Genomic DNA, 19032 nt, shown 5'->3' with positions numbered 1-19032 from the left:
CCGCGAACAAACCAATGGTGGGTTACGCTTCGCTAACCCGCCCTGCGATTCGAAATTCAGTTCTGGAGTGCTGCAGCGTGAATCCAAGGGAGCTGGCGATGGCCGACGAAGCACGTTCGCGATTGGGCCGAGGTCTTGCGAGTCTGATCGGTGACGTCGGCGGCGAAGCTCAGCACGTCGACCGTCCGCGCGCGCAGCGCAAGGTGCCGATCGAATTCATCAAGGCCAATCCGCGCAATCCGCGCCGCACCTTTTCGGACACCGAGCTCAAGGAGCTCTCCGAGTCCATCAAGCAGCACGGCGTGATCCAGCCGATCGTGGTGCGCCCCGTGAAGGGCGCGCAGGATCGCTTCGAGATCATCGCCGGTGAACGGCGCTGGCGCGCCTCGCAGATGGCCGGCCTGCATGAAGTGCCGATCGTGCCGGTCGACATCAGCGACAGCGATGCGCTGGAGTTCGCGATCGTCGAGAACGTGCAGCGCGAAGACCTCAACCCGATGGAAGAGGCGCAGGGCTATCACGCACTCGCCAATGAGTTCAAACGCAGCCAGGACGACATCGCAAGAGTCGTCGGCAAGAGCCGCAGCCACGTCGCCAACATGATGCGACTGACAAAACTGCCGGCCGAGGTGCAGGCCTTCATCGCGACCGGCGAGCTAACCGCCGGTCACGCCCGCGCGCTGATCGGCGTGCCCGATCCGCTCGCCGCCGCCAAGCGCATCGTCGCTGAGGGCCTCAACGTCCGCCAGGCTGAAGCGCTCGCGCATGAAGAGGGCGTGCCGGAGCGCAAGCCGCAAAAGGCCCGCGCCACCGGCGGCAAGGAAAAGGACCCTGATACGATCGATCTGGAGAAGCGTGTCAGCGACGCGCTCGGCCTCAAGGTTACCGTCAGTCATCGCGATCCCGGCGGCTCGGTCCAGATCAGCTACCGCAACCTCGATCAGCTCGACGAGGTGATGAAGCGGCTGGCGAAGGGCGCGCTGTAATTCACCTTCAATGTTGGTAGGACGCCCAACTCTCCCCACTCGTCATTGCGAGCGAAGCGAGGCAATCCAGAATCTCTCCGCGGACGGATTCTGGATTGCTTCGTCGCAAGAGCTCCTCGCAATGACGGGGAGAGAGCGCGGTCCTAATTAGCCCCGCCGCTTCGCGTTCGCGGCGATAGCCATCAGCGTGCGCTGGGCGATGGCGGCGGCCAGCGTCGATTGCTTGCGGGTGTCGAGCGCGGCGGTTGCGAGCTGCTCGATGATGCCGGCGAGCCTTGCCACGCTGAAATTGCGCAGCGCGGTTTCGACCGCAGGCTTTCGTGAAAAATGCAGCCGCGGATATCCGCCGTCGAGCACGGCGGAGGCCGGCGTGCCGTCGGCAATCGCGAGCGCGGATTTGTGCAGCCATGCCGCCTGGCGCTGTGCCGCCGAGATGATTACGCCGGGATAGGTGCCGGCGATCATGGCCTTTGCGAATTCGGTCTCGACGATATCGGGCCGGCCGGCGAAGGCGCCGTCGACGATCGGATCGAGCTTCAGCTCGGACGCGTCGGCGACGACCGACATCACGTCATCCAGCGTGATCTCGCCTTTGCCGTGGGCGTAGAGCGTGAGCTTGCGCAGCTCGTTGCGCGAGGCCTGGCGGTCGCCGCCGAGGAACGACATCAGCGCGGCGCGGGCATCCTGGGCGATACGCAAATTGGCGATGCGGAGCTCATCCTCCATCAGTTTTGCCAGGTCGCGCTCGGTGTCGGGATAGCAGCCGATCGCCACGGCGGTCTTCGCCTTCTCGCAGGCCTTGCGCAGCGGGGACTCCGGGCGCAGCTCGCCGGCCTCGATCACGATGCGGCAATCCTTCACCGGCATCTCAGCCAGCGTGTCGACGCCGCTGGCAAAGCTGCGCGAGCCGGCGCGGATGCGAATGGCGCGGCGACCGCCGAACAGCGGCACGGTCATGGCCTCGTCGACCAGGCGCGAAGGCTCGGCGGAGAGCTCGTCGCCATCGAGCTTGACCAGCGAGAATGGATCATTGGGATCATCGACCCCAGAGGCGATCAGCGCATCGGCGCGCTCGCGCACGAGGCCGGCATCGGGACCATAGAGCAGGATGATCGGGCGGCCCGCATCGGGGCGGGCGAGGAAGGCATCGATCTCTTTTCCGCGCAGTGCGACCATGACCTAGATCGTCATGCCAGGAAGCAAGCTCAAGTGCCTGCGGTGAAGAACGCGGCGAGCCGGGTGTTGATGTTCTCGGCGATCTCGTTGGCGGCACGATCCTCGGCATCACGCACCGCGCGGTTGCGGGCGAAGCGCTGGTAGGAGCCGGGCATGTCGTAGGACACGCGCGAGAACGTCGTGCCGGTCATCACCGACTTGCCGGTCACGACCTCGATCAGATTGTACTGGCAGTCGATGCCGTAATTCTCGCTGTTCGGCAGGCCGGTGGCGGGATCGACGATCAGGGACGACTTGCTGGAGGTGAAGCGGATCACCAGGCGGTGGGTCGGCGGCATGCCCGTGGCCGAGCCGTAGAGCTTGAACGCCAGCGCGTTGCGGACCTCGACCCCGACCCGGGCTTCGCGGGAGGCGTTCGCCTTGTCGATCGGCGGCAGCTCGACGCCCATCAGCTTCTCACGCAAGCCGGGGGTGCCGTCGGTATGCTCGGCATACATCGGCTGGAAACAGCCAGCCGTCAGCGCCGCCAATGCGGCGACCGCCAGCAAGCGGGCTGCGATACGGATCCTAGCCGACAACATTCACGATCCTCTTGGGGACGATGATCACCTTGCGGACGGGCTTGCCGTCCAGCGCCAGCTTTACAGCATCGAGGGTCAAAGCGGCAGCCTCGATTTCCGGATTCTGGGCCGCTGTTGCAACCGTGACCTCGCCCCGCTTCTTGCCGTTGACCTGAACCACAAGCGTCACGCTGTCTTCGACCAGCAAATCGCGTTCGATTTGCGGCCAATTGGCCTCGGAAACCAGCCCGGGCTGGCCCAGACCATTTTGAAACAAGACTTGCCAGCACTCCTCGGCCAGGTGCGGCATCATCGGGGAGAACAGCTGAACCAGGATCTGGCTGGCTTCCCGGATTGCCCAAGCCAAATCTGGAGTGAGGTCAGCGGCTGGCTGGCCGGGGCGCTGCAGCACCTCCGAGAACGTATTCGTGAATTCACGGATATGGGCGAGGCAGACGTTGAAGTGGAGCCGCTCGACGCCGGTCGTGACCTTGTCGAGCGCGCCGTGGGCGGCCTTGCGCAAGGCGGCCGCGTCCGGACCGAAGGCGGCCGGCCGGGTCGCCGGCGCGATCTTGCCGAGTTCCACCGAGTCGTTCACCAGCCGCCACAGCCGCTGCACGAAGCGCGAGGCGCCCTGGACGCGCTCGTCGCTCCAGATCACGTCGCGGTCGGGCGGAGAGTCCGACAGCATGAACCAGCGGGCGACATCGGCGCCGTAGGTCGCGATGATGTCGTCGGGGTCGACCGTATTCTTCTTCGACTTCGACATCTTCTCGATCGCGCCGATCTGGATGTCCTCGCCGGTCGCAAGCAGCGTCGCGCGGCGTCCGTTGCCGCCAACCTCGACCTTCACCTCGGCCGGCTGCACCCAGGTGCCGTCGACCTTCTGGTAGGTCTCGTGCACCACCATGCCTTGCGTGAACATGCCGGCGAACGGCTCGTCCAGCGCGATGTGCCCGGTCGCCTTCATGGCGCGGGTGAAGAAGCGGCTGTAGAGCAGATGCAGGATCGCGTGCTCGACGCCGCCGATATACTGGTCGACCGGCAGCATCCGGTTGGCGACCGCAGGGGTCGTCGGCGCGTTCTCGTTCCAGGGATCGGTGAAGCGCGCAAAATACCAGGACGAATCCACGAAGGTGTCCATGGTGTCGGTTTCGCGCAACGCCTTAGCCCCGCATTTCGGGCAGGTGACGTGCTTCCAGGTCGGGTGATGATCGAGCGCGTTGCCCGGCTTGTCGAAGCTCACATCCTCCGGCAGCACCACCGGCAGGTCGGCATCCGGGACCGGCACCACGTCGCACGTCGGACAGTGGATGACGGGAATCGGGCAGCCCCAATAGCGCTGGCGCGAAATGCCCCAGTCGCGCAGGCAGAAATTGACCTGACGCTCACCGACCGGCGTGTTGCCGCGCAGCTCGCTTTCCAGGCGTTTTGCAACTTCCTCCTTCGCCTGCTCGATGGTCATGCCATCGAGGAAGCGCGAATTGATCATGCTGCCGTCACCGTCATAGGCCGTGTCTGATATGACGAATGTCTTGGGATCCTGGCCCTCGGGGCACACCACCGGCGTGTTGCCGAGATTGTACTTGTTGACGAAATCGAGGTCGCGCTGGTCATGCGCGGGGCAGCCGAAGATCGCGCCGGTGCCGTATTCCATCAGCACGAAGTTGGCGACATAGACCGGCAGCTTCCAGCTCGGATCGAACGGATGCACCGCGCGGATGCCGGTATCGAAACCCTGCTTCTCCGCGGTGTCGATGATCTCCTGCGCGGTGCCGATCTTCTTGATGTCGGCAATGAACCGCGCAAGCTCGGGGTCCTTCGCGGCTGCGGCCTGCGCCAGCGGATGATCCGACGAGATCGCCATGAATTTCGCGCCGAACAGCGTGTCGGGGCGCGTCGTGAAGATCTTCAGCTCGCTCTCGCCGGCAGGCGTGGTCACCTCATCCAACGCGAAGCGGATCAGCAGGCCTTCAGAGCGGCCGATCCAGTTGCGCTGCATCAGCCGCACCTTGTCGGGCCAGCGGTCGAGCCCGTCCAGCGCGGACAGCAATTCCTGCGCGTACTTCGTGATCTTGAAGACCCACTGGCTCATTTCCCGCTGTTCGACAACAGCACCTGAACGCCAGCCGCGGCCGTCGATCACCTGCTCGTTGGCGAGCACGGTCATGTCGACCGGGTCCCAGTTCAGCTTGCGCTTCTCGCGCTCGGCGAGACCTGCGGCCAGCATGTCCAGAAACATCTTCTGCTGATGCTTGTAGTAGCCGGGATCGCAGGTCGCGAATTCGCGCGACCAGTCCAGCGACAGCCCGATCGAGCGGAGCTGCTTCTTCATCGCGGCGATGTTGTCGTAGGTCCAGGCTTTCGGAGCAACCTTGCGCTCGATGGCGGCGTTCTCGGCCGGCAGGCCGAAGGCGTCCCAGCCCATCGGGTGCAGCACGTTGAAGCCCTTGGCGCGCATGAAGCGGGCCAGCACGTCGCCAAGCGTGTAGTTGCGGACATGGCCGATATGGATGCGCCCGGACGGGTAGGGGAACATCTCCAGCACATAATATTTCGGCCGCGAATCGTCATTCTTCGAGACGAAGATCGCCTGTTCGTCCCATTGGCGTTGCCAGCGCGGTTCGGCGTCACGGGCGTTATAGCGTTCGGAGGTCATGGAATCGTTGCGTTTTCGTGGTTTCGGCCGGCTGAATTGGCCGGACTAGGCCATAGAAGTCCTCGGGCGGTCAATGGGTTGCCGCTGGACGCTATGCCCCGCAATGCTGTTCCGCAAAAGTGCGGATGAGGGGATTGGGATCGGATTAAGGGGTGGGTGCGGAGAGCGAGCTCGATCGCGCCGAGGCTGTGGGCTAGAGCATGATCCGGAAAAGTGTGCAGCGGTTTTCCGAAAAGATCATGCTCAAACAATAACCGCTAGCCCGCCATCGCGATTCCAGCGGGGCTGCCCTCGATCCGCAGAATGCCGTGCTCGACGACCTTGTTGCGGCCGCGATGCTTGGCGGCGTAGAGCGCAGCGTCAGCAGCTTCGATCAGGTCGCCCGGACGCAAGGCCTCGTTCGGCCGTGTCGCCGCAACGCCGATCGACACCGTGACCACCATGTGGGCGGAGGTGATGTGCGGCAGGCAAAGCTTCAGCACTGCCGCGCGGACTTGTTCTCCGATCTCGACCGCGCGCATCACGTCGGTGTTCGGCAGCAGCAGGCAGAATTCTTCGCCGCCATAGCGCGCCGCAAAGCCCATCGTGTCGCCCGCGATGCCGGACAGCGACTCGCCGAGCCGGGTCAGGCACGAATCGCCTTCGAGATGGCCGTAGGTGTCGTTGAACAGCTTGAAATGATCGACGTCGATCATCAACAGCGCGAGCTCGCTGCCATATTGCTGCGCGCGCATCCATTCGAAGTCGAGCCGGCTCTGGAAGCCGCGGCGGTTGGCAAGTCCCGACAGCATGTCGATCGAGGCCATCACCGTCAGCCGGTCGTTGCTCGCGATCAGCTCGCGCTCGCGCTGGCTGAGCTGGGCGGCCATCGCGTTGAAGGCGCGCGCCAGCGGCACGAATTCGGAGGGCAGCCGGTTGCGCGCCGCGCGGGCCGACAGGTCGCCCTCGCCGAGACGCTTGGCCATGTCCGCGAGCATCTCGATTGGCTTGATCACCAGCTTCTCGGCGGCGATCAGCGCGCCGAGCAACACGAACACGACGACGAAGGCGAGCTGGAGATAGGCGGTGCGGATGTCGCGGCTGACCGCCGCGGATACCTTGTCCTCGTCGATGCTGGCGATCAGGCGGGCATTGGTGCCGGCGATGCGGGTGTAGCTGACCGCGCGGCGTGAGCCATCGGCGGCGAGGAACGACAACGAGCCTTCGTCCTGGTCGGAGCGCAAGGCCATGTCGGCGATCGCCGACATCAGCGGCATGTTGTCGAGCGGACGTCCGACCGCGCTGTGCTGGTCGGCGGGCGCAGCCAGCACGGTGCCGGCGCTGTCGACCAGCACCGCCGTGATGCCGGCGCGGCCGCCGAGATTGTTCATGACCTTCGACATCCAGTCGAGGTTGACGGTTGCGAGCACGACGGCATCGGCAACGCCGCTGAACGCGGAGACCGGATAGACCGCCATGACGGTCGGCGACTGCACGGGCCGCGACAGGATGAAGTCGGACAGCACGAAGCGGCCGGTCTCCTGCGCCAGCTGGAAATACGGCCGGTCGGAGAGATCGAGGCCGACATACATATTGTTGGTCGCGCACTGGATGCGGCCGTCCTGGCCGGCGATCAGGAGCGTGCGAATCCAGGGAAGGCTCGTCGGCAGGCTCGCGCGCAGCACGTCGCAGCTCTTGCTGACGCCGCCGGCGGAGGCGCGGATGAAGGCTTCCGATTTCAGGATGGTCTCGACCGACGAGATCACTTCGCGTTGCGCGTCGGCGCTATGCCGTGCCACCGTGGTGAACTCGGCCGTGGCCTGCGCAATCTGCTTGGTGCGGGTGTCCTCGAGCGAACGAATGCGCTCGAGCATCAAGGGCGCGACCAGAATCACCGCGAGCAACGCAAGCCGGGCCCTGATGCCGAGGACCTGCTTGAGTTTTGCTCGTTTGCGGTTGAAACTAACGTTTGCCATCTTCGCTGCCCCCGCGGGCAAGGTAAAGCGAAGGGTTCAAAAACTCTTTCTTGAACTTGGTAAAATTGGAACTACCTCCGTTACTCCTGCAGTTGATCGACGTCATGACAGAAGCCAATGCCGCGCCGGTAACCGGCGATTCACCAAGCGCGCTCGCCGCGGTCGAAGCGGAGATTGCACGCGCCTGCAAGGATGCGCGGCGCGATCGTGCCTCCGTGACGCTGATCGCGGTGTCCAAGACTTTCGCGGCAGATGCAATTATCCCCGTTATCGGCGCCGGACAGCGCGTATTCGGCGAGAATCGCGTGCAGGAGGCCAAAGGCAAGTGGCCGGCGTTAACGTCTGTTTACTCCGACATCGCGCTGCATCTGATCGGGCCGCTGCAATCCAACAAGGCGAAAGAGGCGGTGGCGCTGTTCGATGCCATCCATTCGGTCGACCGTCCGAGCATTTGCCAGGCGTTAGCCAAAGAAATCGAATCCCAGAACAAGCACCCGCAACTCTTCGTCCAGATCAACACCGGCGAGGAGGCGCAGAAAGCCGGCGTCGCGCCCGGCGAGGCCGACGCCTTCCTCGCGAGCTGTCGCGACACCTACGGGCTGACGATCTCCGGCCTGATGTGCATCCCGCCAGTGGAGGAGCCGCCGGCGGCGCATTTCGCGCTGACCGCCAAGATCGCCGCGCGCAATGGCTTGCAGAATTTGTCGATGGGCATGAGTGCGGATTATGCGACCGCGATCATGCTCGGCGCCACCCATGTGCGCGTGGGAAGCGCGATCTTCGGGCATCGGTGATAGCCGTTGGCGAGGGCCGGGAGCCAACACGAGCTCTCTCATTCGTCATTGCGAGCGCAGCGAAGCAATCCAGAGTCCCTCCGCGGAAAGATTCTGGAATGCTTCGCTGCGCTCGCAACGACGGCGGAGTACGCCGCACCTACGCAAACCTCACCGACACCTTCCCCAGCACGCCGAAATCCACCGCAAAGTGATCGCCGGCCTGGATCGGCAGTGGCGGATGGCACGTGCCTGTCGTCACCACCTCCCCTGCCCGCAAGGTGATGCCGAGTCCGCGCAGCTCGTTGGCGAGCCAGGTCAGTGCAACACGGGGATCGCCGAGCACGTTCTTGCCGTGACCGACATAGCGCTCGCCGCGCAACGTGATCTGCGGCCGCTCTTCGACGAGATCCATCGCGCGCCAATTGGCTGATGTCGCGGCACCCAGCACGAACAGATGCGCGCAGGCATTGTCGGCGATCAGCTGCGCCTCGCCGACGCTGGCAAAATCGGCGAAGCGCGAATCGGGGATCTCGATCGCGGGATGCAGCGTGTCGACGGCGGCAAGCACCTCGTCGATACTGTAAGGCACCGGTCGCGGCGCCAGGTCGCGTCCCATGCGGAAGCAGAATTCCGGCTCGCCGACGCGCATCGCGTTGCCCTTCATCGATGCGGTGCCGCCATCGGCGATGACAGTGTCGCGCATGATGCGACCAGCGAGCGGGCCTGCGACATTGATGTGCTTCTGTCCGGCCTCGCTCGTCGCGGCGATCTTCCAGCCGAACACTCGATCGCCAAGCGCGGCCTGCACGGCGTAACCGTCAGTGCGGCTCTGCGGCCGCAGCCGCGTCTCGAGCGCGTCAAGCTTGCTGCCGTCACGCCAATGCTGGACGAGGACCTGCGAGGCGGCGGCGATCTGATCCTGGTCGAGCATGTGTCCTCACCCGATGATGATTTTTGTTCTTGGTCCTATCAGCCGCAGCAGTTGCAGCATCGCCGCCTTGGTCATGGAGACGCAGCCCGCGGTCGGGCCGAAATTGTCGCGCGCCAGATGCAGGAACACCGCACTGCCGCGGCCGGCGATGCGCGGCCGGGTGTTGTGGTCGATTTCGATGATGAAGTCATAGAGCTGGTCGGCGCGCTTGAGCCGGTCGCCGCCCTCGCCCTCCCCGCGCCGGATCCACTGGTTGTAGTGGCGATCGCCGGGATCTTCGCACCAGGCGTCGGTGTCGCCGATGGTTCGCGCCGGTAAAAAAGTCTGCGGCCGGCTGTGCCGGTCGCCCCGCCACCACAACCGTCGGGGCCGAAAATGGCCCCTGGGGGTGCCACCGTCGCCCTCGCGCTTGTTGGCCAGAATGCCGCCGCGGCCCAGCGCCACCGGAATCGTCAGCTGTCCGGCTGTCAGCCAGCCCCGCCGCGGATTGCCGGCGGCAGGCTTAACGCGGATCGCCGAGAGCTGCCGGGAGCGTCGATTCATAAGATAAGCGCTTGAACTGGCGTCATTTTTCATGTGAACGGGCAGTGTCGAATTCATTACAGGACATTCATCAGTCCGCCCTGCTATTCTGGGTTAGAGTAATTCCGGCTTGTGAATCGGTAACAGCCCACTACTTCAACACGAACAACAATAAAAACGGCAACCTTTAAACTTCCCATCACGGCTGGGTGCGGCATGCATGCGCGCCCGGTCGACCCCAAAAGGATGATCCCCTATGGCCAATGCCCGCAAGATCCTGATCGTGGATGACGATACCGATCTGCGCGACACGTTGGTGGAGCAACTATCGCTACACGAAGAATTTGAAGCCTCAGCCGTCGACACTGGCGCCAAGGGCGCCAGCGCCGCAAAGGCCAACGCCCCCGATCTCGTGCTGATGGATGTCGGCCTTCCCGACACCGACGGTCGCGAAGTTGTCCGCTCGCTGCGCAAGGGCGGCTTCAAGGCGCCGATCATCATGCTGACGGGGCATGATACCGATTCCGACACGATTTTAGGGCTGGAATCCGGCGCGAACGATTATGTGGCCAAGCCGTTCCGCTTTGCCGTGCTGCTGGCCCGCATTCGCGCCCAGCTGCGCCAGCACGAGGCCAGCGAGGACGCGGTGTTCTCGGTCGGCCCCTACTCTTTCCGCCCCGGCTCCAAGATGCTGACCGCCGCCAATGCGCGCAAGGTCCGCCTCACCGAGAAGGAAACGGCGATCCTGCGCTTCCTGTACCGGGCCGGCCAGATGCCGGTCTCACGCGAGACCCTGCTCCAAGAGGTCTGGGGCTACAATTCCGGCGTCACCACCCACACGCTGGAAACCCACATCTACCGTCTCCGCCAGAAGATCGAGAAGGACGCCGCCAATCCGGAGATCCTGGTGACGGAAGCCGGTGGCTACAAGCTGGTGCCGTGATACGCTTGGGGGGCGTGCGAATCGTTTTAGATCGCGTGCCCTTGAGCCTCGGATCTGAATGTCAATCGACGACGACGTAGCGCTGCTCGAGCGGGTCCCGACACTGCGCCTGTTGGGAGACGCCTCGTTGCGCATGCTGGCGATCGGCTCCGAGCAGCGTGACTTCGTCCGCGGCGACATCCTGTTCAATCTCGGCGACGATGCCGACGCCGGCTTCGTGGTCCAGCGCGGCGCCTTTCGCGTCGATGACGGCGCCGGCGCCGAGATGATCGCAGGTCCCGGCACGCTGATCGGCGAGCTCGCGCTGGTCGTGCCGATGAAGCGGCCCTCGGGCGCGGTTGCGCTGGAGCATTCCTCCGTCATCCGCGTCGCGCGCAGCCTGTTTCAGCGCGTGCTCGAAAGCGACCCTCCCGCCGCACTCCGCCTTCGCGACGAGTTCGCGGTTCGCTCCAGCCAGATCGCGAGCGATATCTTGATGGCCGGTGCGAAGCTGAGCACTTGAGCGCGGCGGATTTCGCCGGGCCCTGCCCCGCAGATTTCATCCTCAGTCGAATTCATACAGCGCGCTGCGGTCGTCCTGGTAAAGCCGCCGCAGTCCCGGCATGACCGCCAGGTGCGACGCATCGACGTCGAGCAACCAGACATAGTCGAAGCGATCGCGCGGAATCTGCGCGATCCTTTGCGCAAGCGTAGTGCTCAGATCGCCGTCGCAGTCGCCTGGGACGACCTCGATGTACTGAGACGGATCTGCGTTGAACGCGGTGCCGCGCGCACGGAGGGGTGTCAGCAGCTGTTGACCACCCGATGCATCCCATTGCGAATTGACGAAGGCGTCCCGCCGGACGATGGCGAGCGACCCCAGATGCGCGACACGCGGTGCGCGCCATTGCTCGCAGGTCGGCGGCCTGGTCAGGACCGCGATGCTCGCGCCGCGCGGGACGTCCTTCAGGGCCTGCAAATGTTGCGCGTAACCGGAATCATAGGCCGCAAATCCGACAGCCATGGCGACGATCCGTATCGCAAAAACCGTCAGCGCCGTGCCGGCAATGACGGCGGAGCCGCGCTGCATGCCGTCGGTGGGCGCGATGGCGGTGAGGCCGATCATGAAAAAGATGGGCCACAGCCGGACATCGGCATAGACCGCGCCGAACATCTCGCCCGGCATCAGCAGGATCAGCACGAGGAAGCTCGCTGCTCCGACCAGCAGTGGCGGGTTCACCCTAACGGCGCGGCTGCGGATTCCAAAGTACAGCAGGCCAATCGCCAACAGCAGGCTCAGCGTATCCAGCCAGACATTCTGGTCGCGCAGCGTCCATACCAGTCCAAGGATCTTCGTGCCGATGTCGAAGAAATGACCCGTCAAGGCGGCGCCATTGCCTTGCCGCCAGACAATCATGAGCACGGCAGGAATCATGATGGGCCAGGCGCGTCGCAAGATGACCATCACCATGGAAGGCCACGCTGCCGGGGCGCGATTCCAGCCGCGGCAGAGCTCAAAGGCACCGACGAGGACGACCAGAACGACCCAGCCATAAGCGTGGGCAAGCCAGACCAGAGAGGCGGCCGCAGCGAACAGCGCGGCGCGCAGCACCGAGCCATTCTTCCCTGTCGTCTCGACCCAGGATGCGAAAACGTGAAACGCGAGCGAGCAGCCAAGCCAATAATTCACGAATCCGAGCTGGAACGGATAGGACATCGCGAACCATGCGGCCGCGAGGGCAAAAGGCGTAAGCTCCCCATGCAGCGCCCGGCTGATACGCCCGATCGCAGAGATCATGAGGAGCGGAAGCGCCAGCGCAATCAGCCAGGCGGCGCGTTCGACGCCGAGCATCGGTGCCAGCGGAGCGATGAGCAATTCGACGCCGAGATTGCCGACCAGCTGCCAGTGAAAATCCCAGTTCTGCTGGAGCGCCGGCGAGTCCGCCAGATGCAGCTGCAAATGGTAGCGGCCGATATGGGCCAGGAAATCGATCAGCGGCGGCGTGTGCACGAACCAGAAGGGCATCGTGCTCAGCAACATCAATCCCGGCACGACGAAACGCGAATTCCACCATGCGCGAACCGGTGGTTCTGAGTGCTCTGACGGCGCGAGCGTGCCCATCCTCGTCTCCGAAGGCCTAAACGTCCAGCGTCACCGTCACCGGCACGTGATCAGACGGTCGCTCCCAGCTTCGCGCATCACGCAGGATTTTGAAATCGCTGACAGCGTCCTTCAGCGCGCGCGAGACCCAGATGTGGTCGAGCCTGCGGCCGCGGTCGCCGACGGTCCAGTCGGCGGAACGGTAGCTCCACCACGTATAGACCTTTTCCGACGGCGGGATGCGGTCGCGCGCGACGTCGACCCATTCGCCGGCGCGCAGTGCGGCCTGCAGCTTTTCGGTTTCGATCGGCGTGTGCGAGACGATCTTCAGGAGCTGCTTGTGCGACCACACGTCGTTCTCGTGCGGCGCGACGTTGAGATCGCCGACCAGGATGTGGCGATCCTCTCCGCGCGGATGCAGCGGTTCGCACGCCTTCATCTCATCGAGAAAGCGGAGCTTGTGGTCGAATTTCTCGTTCTGCGCGGGGTCCGGAATGTCACCGCCGGCGGGCACGTAGAAATTGTGCAGCACCAGCGGCTTTGCAATGTTGGCCTTCTCGCCGAACGACACCGAGATATGACGCGAATCCAGCTTGTCGCAGAAGGTCCGGATGTCCGTGGACTCAAACGGAATCTTCGAGACGATGGCGACGCCGTGATAGCCCTTCTGCCCGTTCAACGCGACGTGCTCGTAGCCGAGCCGCTTGAAGCGCTTCAGTGGAAAGGCGTCGTCGATGCACTTGGTCTCCTGGAGGCACAGCACGTCCGGCCGCTCGCTCTTGAGAAGCTTCGCGACCAGATCGATGCGCAGCCGCACCGAATTGATGTTCCAGGTTGTCAGGGAAAGACGCATGAGAATTGCGTCTTAGCAAGCTCTCGTAGGGTGGGCAAAGGCGCAAAGCGCCGTGCCCACCGTCTTTTCTGGGTTTGGATCGAATGGTGGGCACGCTTCGCTTTGCCTACCCTACGGCACCACGGGATTTACCCCGGTGACGGCACGCTGTAATTGGTGAAGTCGATCTTGAACATACTGGGATCGAGCTTCTTGCTCGTGTCCAGATTATAAACCGCGAATGTGGTGTCGTAGCCCTGAGGATCGGTCACCGTCCATTGCTTCAACTGGCCGTCCTTGGCGCCGAGCATCAGCAAGAGGCGACTGGTGCCGACCAGCGCCTGCTTCTCCTCGATGGTGACGCTGATGAAGAGGTCGTCGGCTGTGACACTGACGACGTTGGTGTCCTTCATCAGGTCGATGCGATCGGATAGCAGGAAGCGGAGCGGTGTCTGTGACAGCGGATAGACGTCCTGCGTCGCGAGCTTGCGGTCCCGCACCACGAGGGAGGATCCATCGGCAACGATGTCGATCGGGCTCGGCGGATCATATTCGACGCGCATCTTGCCGGGCTTCTGGATGTAGAAATCGCCCTGCGTCTTGCTGCCGTCGGGGCCGACCTGGACGAAATTCCCGACCAGCGTCGACAGCGAGGACAGATAGGCGCTGACCTTGGCCGCCTGCGCCTTCTGGTTCGCATCGAAGGTCTGGAAGATGCTGCTAGGTACGTTGCGGCGCGGATCGGGAATGACCGGATTCGGTGGCGCCTGCGTCGCGCCCGTGATCGACGGTCCGCCCGAGGGCGGAGCAGCGTCGCGGCCCTTCGGCGCGGGTTTCGGCACGGGCACGGTCTGTGCAAACGACGCCGCGGTCACCATCGCGGCGGTGACGAGAAGCACGCCCGCCACGCGCGCGCTGCGCGCAGCGAAAGAGGCGGCGAATCGAATGTCCGGATGTTGGGTCAACGCGTCGTCCTGTGTGGCTGGGCGTCGTTTTAGCGTGATTTCGGGCAAAAGCAGATAACGTTTTTGCGTGAAATAGGACTTTGAGGCGGCTTGCCTCACATATGGCTGTCTTCTTCCTCGACCAGAATCTCGCGCTTGCCGGCGTGATTGGCGGGTCCGACGATGCCTTCCAGTTCCATGCGCTCCATCAGCGATGCGGCGCGATTATACCCGATTTGCAGGCGGCGCTGGATGTAGCTGGTCGAGGCCTTGCGGTCGCGCTTGACGATGGCAACGGCCTGCTGGAACAGGTCGCCGCCACCATCCGCGCCCATGCCGCTGGCGTCGAACACGGCGCCGTCCTCGTCCTCGGTCGGCTCTTCGGCCGTGACCGCTTCCAGATATTCCGGCTGGCCCTGCGTCTTGAGGTGGCGCACCACCTTCTCGACTTCCTCGTCCGAGGCAAAGGGGCCGTGCACGCGGCTGATGCGGCCGCCGCCGGCCATGTAGAGCATGTCGCCCTGGCCGAGCAGCTGCTCGGCGCCCATCTCGCCCAAAATGGTGCGGCTGTCGATCTTCGAGGTGACCTGGAAGGCGATGCGGGTCGGGAAGTTCGCCTTGATGGTGCCGGTGATGACGTCGACCGACGGACGCTGCGTCGCGAGGATCACATGCAGGCCGGCGGCGCGCGCCATCTGCGCGAGACGTTGAACGGCGCCTTCGATGTCCTTGCCGGCGACCATCATCAGGTCGGCCATTTCGTCGACGATGATGACGATGTAGGGCAGCGGGTCGAGCGAGAGCTTCTCTTCCTCGTAGATCGCCTTGCCGGTTTCCTTGTCGAAGCCGGTATGCACGGTACGCGTCGGCTCTTCGCCCTTGGCTTTCAACTCGCCCAGGCGCGTGTTGTAGCCGTCGATGTTGCGCACACCGAGCTTGGCCATGTTCTTGTAGCGCTCTTCCATCTCGCGCACGGCCCATTTCAACGCGACCACCGCCTTCTTCGGATCGGTCACGACGGGAGTGAGCAGATGGGGAATGCCGTCATAGACGGAGAGTTCGAGCATCTTCGGATCGACCATGATCAGCCGGCACTGATCCGGGCGCAGCCGATAGACCAGGCTGAGGATCATGGTGTTGATCGCGACCGACTTGCCGGAGCCGGTGGTACCGGCGATCAGCATGTGCGGCGTGCGCGCGAGGTCGATGATGACGGGATCGCCGCCAATGGTCTTGCCGAGGCAGAGCGGCAGTTTTGCAACCGTGTCGATGGTCTCCTTGGCAACCAGCAGCTCGCGCAGATAGACCTTTTCACGATGCGCGTTCGGCAGCTCGATGCCGATGGCATTGCGACCGGGAACGACGGCGACGCGCGCAGACAATGCGCTCATCGAACGCGCGATGTCGTCGGCTAGCCCGATCACGCGCGACGACTTGATGCCGGGTGCCGGTTCGAGCTCGTACAGCGTGACGACCGGACCTGGATTGGCCTTCACGATCTCGCCGCGCACGCCGAAATCCTGCAGCACGCCCTCGAGCGCACGCGAATTGGCTTCCAGCTCGGCCTTGCTGAGCGGCTGGCGATCGCCGGCCTTGGGCGCAGCCAGAACGGACACGGACGGTAGCTCGAACTTGTCGGAGGATTTCCTGGACGCGGGTTTCGGTGTAGCCTTCTTGCGCGACGCGCGCGCGGGCGCTTCCCCTTCCTCCTCCTCGTCTTCCTCTTCTTCGTGCTCGTGGTCGTAATCCTCGTCCGCGGACTGCGGTGAGATCGGGGGCGCGGCGCGGCCGCCGAGATTGGGTTCCTGCCGGCTGAACGAAACTGCCTTGGTCTTCGATCCGCTCGAGACCAGCGAGCGATAGGCCGCGCCGAATAGCCAGATCAACCGCGCCTTGGTGCTCATCAGCGCGTGGAACAGCCAGCCCAGCGACACCGAGCCACGATCGCTCTCCTCGTCTCCGTCGAGCGGCTTGTCGTCGTCCTCGATCTCCGCGAGCTCTTCGTCATGCTCGCGTGCGCCGAGCCCGCAGGCGATCAGGAAGGTCGCAGCCAGCGCGACGAACAGGATGATTCCGAGCACCATGCGATAGATTGCGCCGGGCGGCCCGAAGATCACCGCGGGTGCGCGCACCAGCGCATCGCCGACCACGCCGCCAAGCCCGGTCGGCAGCGGCCAGGCGCCACCATGCGGCCAGCAGCTGACAAAGCCTGCCGCGATCACGGTGCAGAGAATCCAGCAGCCGAGCCGCAGCGCCTCGCGATCGAATGGGCGATGGGTCATCATGCGCCAGCCCCACACCGCAACCGTCAGGATCAGCATGATCGCGCCGAGGCCGAGGATCTGCATCGCGAGGTCGGCGCCGATGGCGCCGGCATAGCCGAGAACGTTGTGGATCGGCCGCGAGGTCGCGTGGCTGAGGCTCGGGTCCTGCACCGACCAGGTCATCAGCGCGGCGGACGCGACGCCCGAGAGCGTGATCAGGCCGAAGCCGGTGAGCTCGCGCACGCGCCGGCTCAGCGCCTCGCGGATCGAGGGCGGCAGATGGCCGACCAGGGGAATGACACGTTCGATTGCCGACATGCTCATGGGCCCGCCTAACCCAGAGTTTCGACCAGCCGGTGCAGCGCCTGCGCCGTGGTCTCACTATCCTGCACCAGCGCCAGGCGAATGTAGCCGGCACCGGGATTGAAGCCGTCGGGCTGACGCCGCGCCAGATAGGAACCGGGCACCACGCGCACGCCGGCTTCCCTGAAAAGCCTGAGAGTCACGGAGACATCGTCGCCGATCTCGGACGTATTGAGCCAGACGCAGAAACCGGCGTCGGGCCGGCGATAGCCGTAACGATTGCCGATGATCTGGTCGGCGAGATCGAACTTGATCCGGTAGAGCCTGCGGTTCTCCTCGACATGCGCCTCGTCGCCATAGGCAACGGTCGCGACATGCTGAAGCGGCACCGGCACCTGCGGCGCCGCGATGTTGCGCAGCTCCAGGAACATGCCGATCAACTTCTTGTCGCCGGCAGCGAAGCCGACCCGCAGGCCCGGCAGGTTGGAGCGCTTCGACAGCGACTGGAACGCGACCACGCGGGTGAAATCGGGGCCCGCGCATTCGAGCGCACTGCCCGGTGCTTCCCGGGTGTAGATCTCGGAGTAACACTCGTCGCTGAGGATCACGAAGTTGTAGCGATCGGCGAGGCTCTTCAGGCGCGTGAAATAATCGCGCGACGCGACCGAGCCCTGCGGATTGGCGGGTGACGCCAGATAGAACGCCACCGTGCGCGCGAGCGTCGCTTCGTCGATGGCGTCGAGATCGGGCAGGAAGCCGTTTTCGATGGTGGTCGGCAGATAGACCGGCTCGCAGGCCGCTGCGCCGGCCCCGGCGCCATAGACCGGATAGAACGGGTTCGGCATCAGGATGGCGGGCTTGCCTGGACGCGGGCCGACATAGCGCGCTGCTGCGATCGCGGCGAGGAACAGCCCCTCTCGGCTGCCATTGAGGACGAGAATCTCGCTCTTGGGGTCGAGCGGTCGCGGCAGCTTGAAGCGCGACGACAACCAGGCGCCCGCCGCCTGGCGGAACGGCTCGGTGCCCTGGTTCATCGGGTAACGGCCGAAATCGGCGATGTGCTTGGCCAGCACCGGACCGACGAAGTCAGGCACCGGATGCTGGGGTTCGCCGACTGCGAGCGAAATCAAAGGCTTGCCAGGCTGGTGCGGCGCCAACAGCTCGTTCAGCCGGACGAAGGGCGAGCGTTCGTCGTCGGAGCTTCCACCGGCTAGCGGCGCACGGGATGAAGCGGTCATAGCCATTCTGGGCGCCAGCACTCTTGGAACGGCCGGCACATGGATATGCCGGCGGGAAAGCGGTTCAGTTCACCATAGATAGGGCGAGGTTAAGACGCGATTAACCATCGGCAGGCCGACCCGTCCAGAGCGGGAATAATGAGGCCGGATAACAACGGGATGCATGGTGCTCAGGGCCCCCGCTTCTCGTCACACGGACGCGACGTCATGGCCGGGCTTAGTCCCGGCCATCCACGGCCTTTCCTGCCGCACCAAGAACGTGGATGCCCGGGACAAGCCCGGGCATGACGAGTTTCCCGACATAGGCCCGTTCAGTGCGCTGGCAGCTTCTCGAACGTCGCCATGCCCGCGGGGATCGCGTGGAACTCCTGCTTGTCGCAGGTGTAGATCGCCATCTGGGGATGGAACTGTTTCGGCTCGTCCAGCGTGCCGACCTTGAGGATCGCGGCCGGCAGGCCCGGAACCTTCGTCACCAGATGCGTGCCGCATTCGGCGCAGAATTCACGGGTGACGGCGCGCTCCAGATCCTTGCGGGTGAACTGCTTGGGGTGGCCGGTGATGTAGCTAAAGCCGGCCCCCGGCATCGCGATGAAGGTGTTGGGCGCGCCGCCCGAAATGTACTGGCACTCGCGGCAGTGACACTGGGCCTGCATCATCGGATCGCCCTCGGCCACGTAGCGCACTTCGCCGCAATAGCATCCGCCTTCCAAACGCATGACGACCTCCCGTTTTGTTGTTCGTTGCGGCCGTTATTTCTGCGCCGGCAATCTGGAATGGCAATCCTTTTCTTCCTTGCGCAGTCAAAAAGAATCCCGCCAGAAAAAAGGGGCTCCAACTTGCGCTGGAGCCCCTCAACGGTCGGG

General features: G+C 64.3%; 16 protein-coding genes. 4 read left to right on the top strand and 12 right to left on the bottom strand.

Features of this window, described 5'->3' with window-relative positions; all coding sequences use genetic code 11:
• The first annotated feature begins 98 nt into the window (after positions 1-98).
• The gene (locus tag ABID58_RS01090) at positions 99-986 is read left to right on the top strand and encodes a ParB/RepB/Spo0J family partition protein (protein ID WP_354031218.1); all 888 of its coding nucleotides are present in this window, start codon (positions 99-101) and stop codon (positions 984-986) included.
• 147 nt (positions 987-1133) lie between these two features.
• Here ABID58_RS01090 and holA read toward each other — a convergent pair whose 3' ends face one another.
• The 4 genes from holA to ABID58_RS01070 form a co-directional block, all read right to left on the bottom strand.
• Positions 1134-2162, bottom strand: coding sequence for a DNA polymerase III subunit delta (gene holA / locus ABID58_RS01085; protein WP_354031217.1), 1029 nt, complete (start codon positions 2160-2162; stop codon positions 1134-1136).
• 29 nt (positions 2163-2191) lie between these two features.
• Complete coding sequence (locus tag ABID58_RS01080) at positions 2192-2743, bottom strand: hypothetical protein (RefSeq protein WP_354031216.1); 552 nt, start codon at positions 2741-2743, stop codon at positions 2192-2194.
• Positions 2730-5381 (bottom strand): leucine--tRNA ligase, encoded by a 2652-nt coding sequence (gene leuS, locus ABID58_RS01075; protein ID WP_354031215.1) that lies wholly within the window; start codon positions 5379-5381, stop codon positions 2730-2732. Before leuS ends, ABID58_RS01080 begins: the two co-directional genes overlap by 14 nt.
• 257 nt (positions 5382-5638) lie before the next feature.
• The gene (locus ABID58_RS01070) at positions 5639-7336 is read right to left on the bottom strand and encodes a diguanylate cyclase domain-containing protein (RefSeq protein ID WP_354031214.1); all 1698 of its coding nucleotides are present in this window, start codon (positions 7334-7336) and stop codon (positions 5639-5641) included.
• 104 nt (positions 7337-7440) lie between these two features.
• Here ABID58_RS01070 and ABID58_RS01065 point away from each other — a divergent pair, with 104 nt between their 5' ends.
• A complete protein-coding gene (locus tag ABID58_RS01065; RefSeq protein WP_354031213.1) occupies positions 7441-8130 on the top strand; it encodes a YggS family pyridoxal phosphate-dependent enzyme in 690 nt (229 codons plus the stop codon).
• A 139-nt stretch (positions 8131-8269) separates the two neighbouring features.
• Here the strand turns inward: ABID58_RS01065 and ABID58_RS01060 are convergent, their stop codons facing one another.
• Together ABID58_RS01060 and ABID58_RS01055 are read right to left on the bottom strand one after the other, a co-directional pair.
• Entirely contained in the window at positions 8270-9043 is a 774-nt protein-coding gene (locus ABID58_RS01060) for a 2-keto-4-pentenoate hydratase (protein ID WP_354031212.1), read from the bottom strand.
• Between the two features lie 6 nt (positions 9044-9049).
• Positions 9050-9619, bottom strand: coding sequence for a L,D-transpeptidase family protein (locus ABID58_RS01055; protein ID WP_502916376.1), 570 nt, complete (start codon positions 9617-9619; stop codon positions 9050-9052).
• 202 nt (positions 9620-9821) lie between these two features.
• Here ABID58_RS01055 and ABID58_RS01050 point away from each other — a divergent pair, with 202 nt between their 5' ends.
• Together ABID58_RS01050 and ABID58_RS01045 are read left to right on the top strand one after the other, a co-directional pair.
• Positions 9822-10508 carry a response regulator transcription factor gene (locus ABID58_RS01050; RefSeq protein ID WP_007598630.1) on the top strand — a complete coding sequence of 229 codons (687 nt, stop codon included), beginning with the start codon at positions 9822-9824 and terminating at the stop codon, positions 10506-10508.
• A gap of 58 nt (positions 10509-10566) precedes the next feature.
• Positions 10567-11010: a cyclic nucleotide-binding domain-containing protein gene (locus tag ABID58_RS01045; protein ID WP_148752762.1), complete on the top strand. Its 444-nt coding sequence runs from the start codon at positions 10567-10569 to the stop codon at positions 11008-11010.
• Positions 11011-11052: 42 nt separating this feature from the next.
• Here ABID58_RS01045 and ABID58_RS01040 read toward each other — a convergent pair whose 3' ends face one another.
• From ABID58_RS01040 to ABID58_RS01015, 6 genes are all read right to left on the bottom strand, one after another.
• On the bottom strand, positions 11053-12528 hold the full coding sequence (locus tag ABID58_RS01040) for a hypothetical protein (protein WP_354031211.1): 1476 nt from the start codon (positions 12526-12528) through the stop codon (positions 11053-11055).
• Between the two features lie 97 nt (positions 12529-12625).
• Positions 12626-13441 carry an exodeoxyribonuclease III gene (xth, locus tag ABID58_RS01035; RefSeq protein ID WP_148752764.1) on the bottom strand — a complete coding sequence of 272 codons (816 nt, stop codon included), beginning with the start codon at positions 13439-13441 and terminating at the stop codon, positions 12626-12628.
• A gap of 128 nt (positions 13442-13569) precedes the next feature.
• A complete protein-coding gene (locus ABID58_RS01030) occupies positions 13570-14328 on the bottom strand; it encodes an outer membrane lipoprotein carrier protein LolA (RefSeq protein ID WP_148752835.1) in 759 nt (252 codons plus the stop codon).
• Positions 14329-14480: 152 nt separating this feature from the next.
• A complete protein-coding gene (locus ABID58_RS01025; protein WP_354031210.1) occupies positions 14481-16952 on the bottom strand; it encodes a DNA translocase FtsK in 2472 nt (823 codons plus the stop codon).
• 8 nt (positions 16953-16960) lie between these two features.
• Positions 16961-18175 carry an aminotransferase class I/II-fold pyridoxal phosphate-dependent enzyme gene (locus tag ABID58_RS01020; protein WP_354031209.1) on the bottom strand — a complete coding sequence of 405 codons (1215 nt, stop codon included), beginning with the start codon at positions 18173-18175 and terminating at the stop codon, positions 16961-16963.
• Positions 18176-18480: 305 nt separating this feature from the next.
• Positions 18481-18885, bottom strand: coding sequence for a GFA family protein (locus ABID58_RS01015; RefSeq protein WP_354031208.1), 405 nt, complete (start codon positions 18883-18885; stop codon positions 18481-18483).
• Between the last annotated feature and the right edge of the window lie 147 nt (positions 18886-19032).

The sequence above is a fragment of the Bradyrhizobium sp. S3.2.6 genome (assembly GCF_040546885.1).
GTDB classification, from domain to species: domain Bacteria; phylum Pseudomonadota; class Alphaproteobacteria; order Rhizobiales; family Xanthobacteraceae; genus Bradyrhizobium; species Bradyrhizobium cytisi.
Note: the sequence above shows the minus strand (reverse complement) of the source record. Positions and strands in the feature narration are given on the sequence as shown.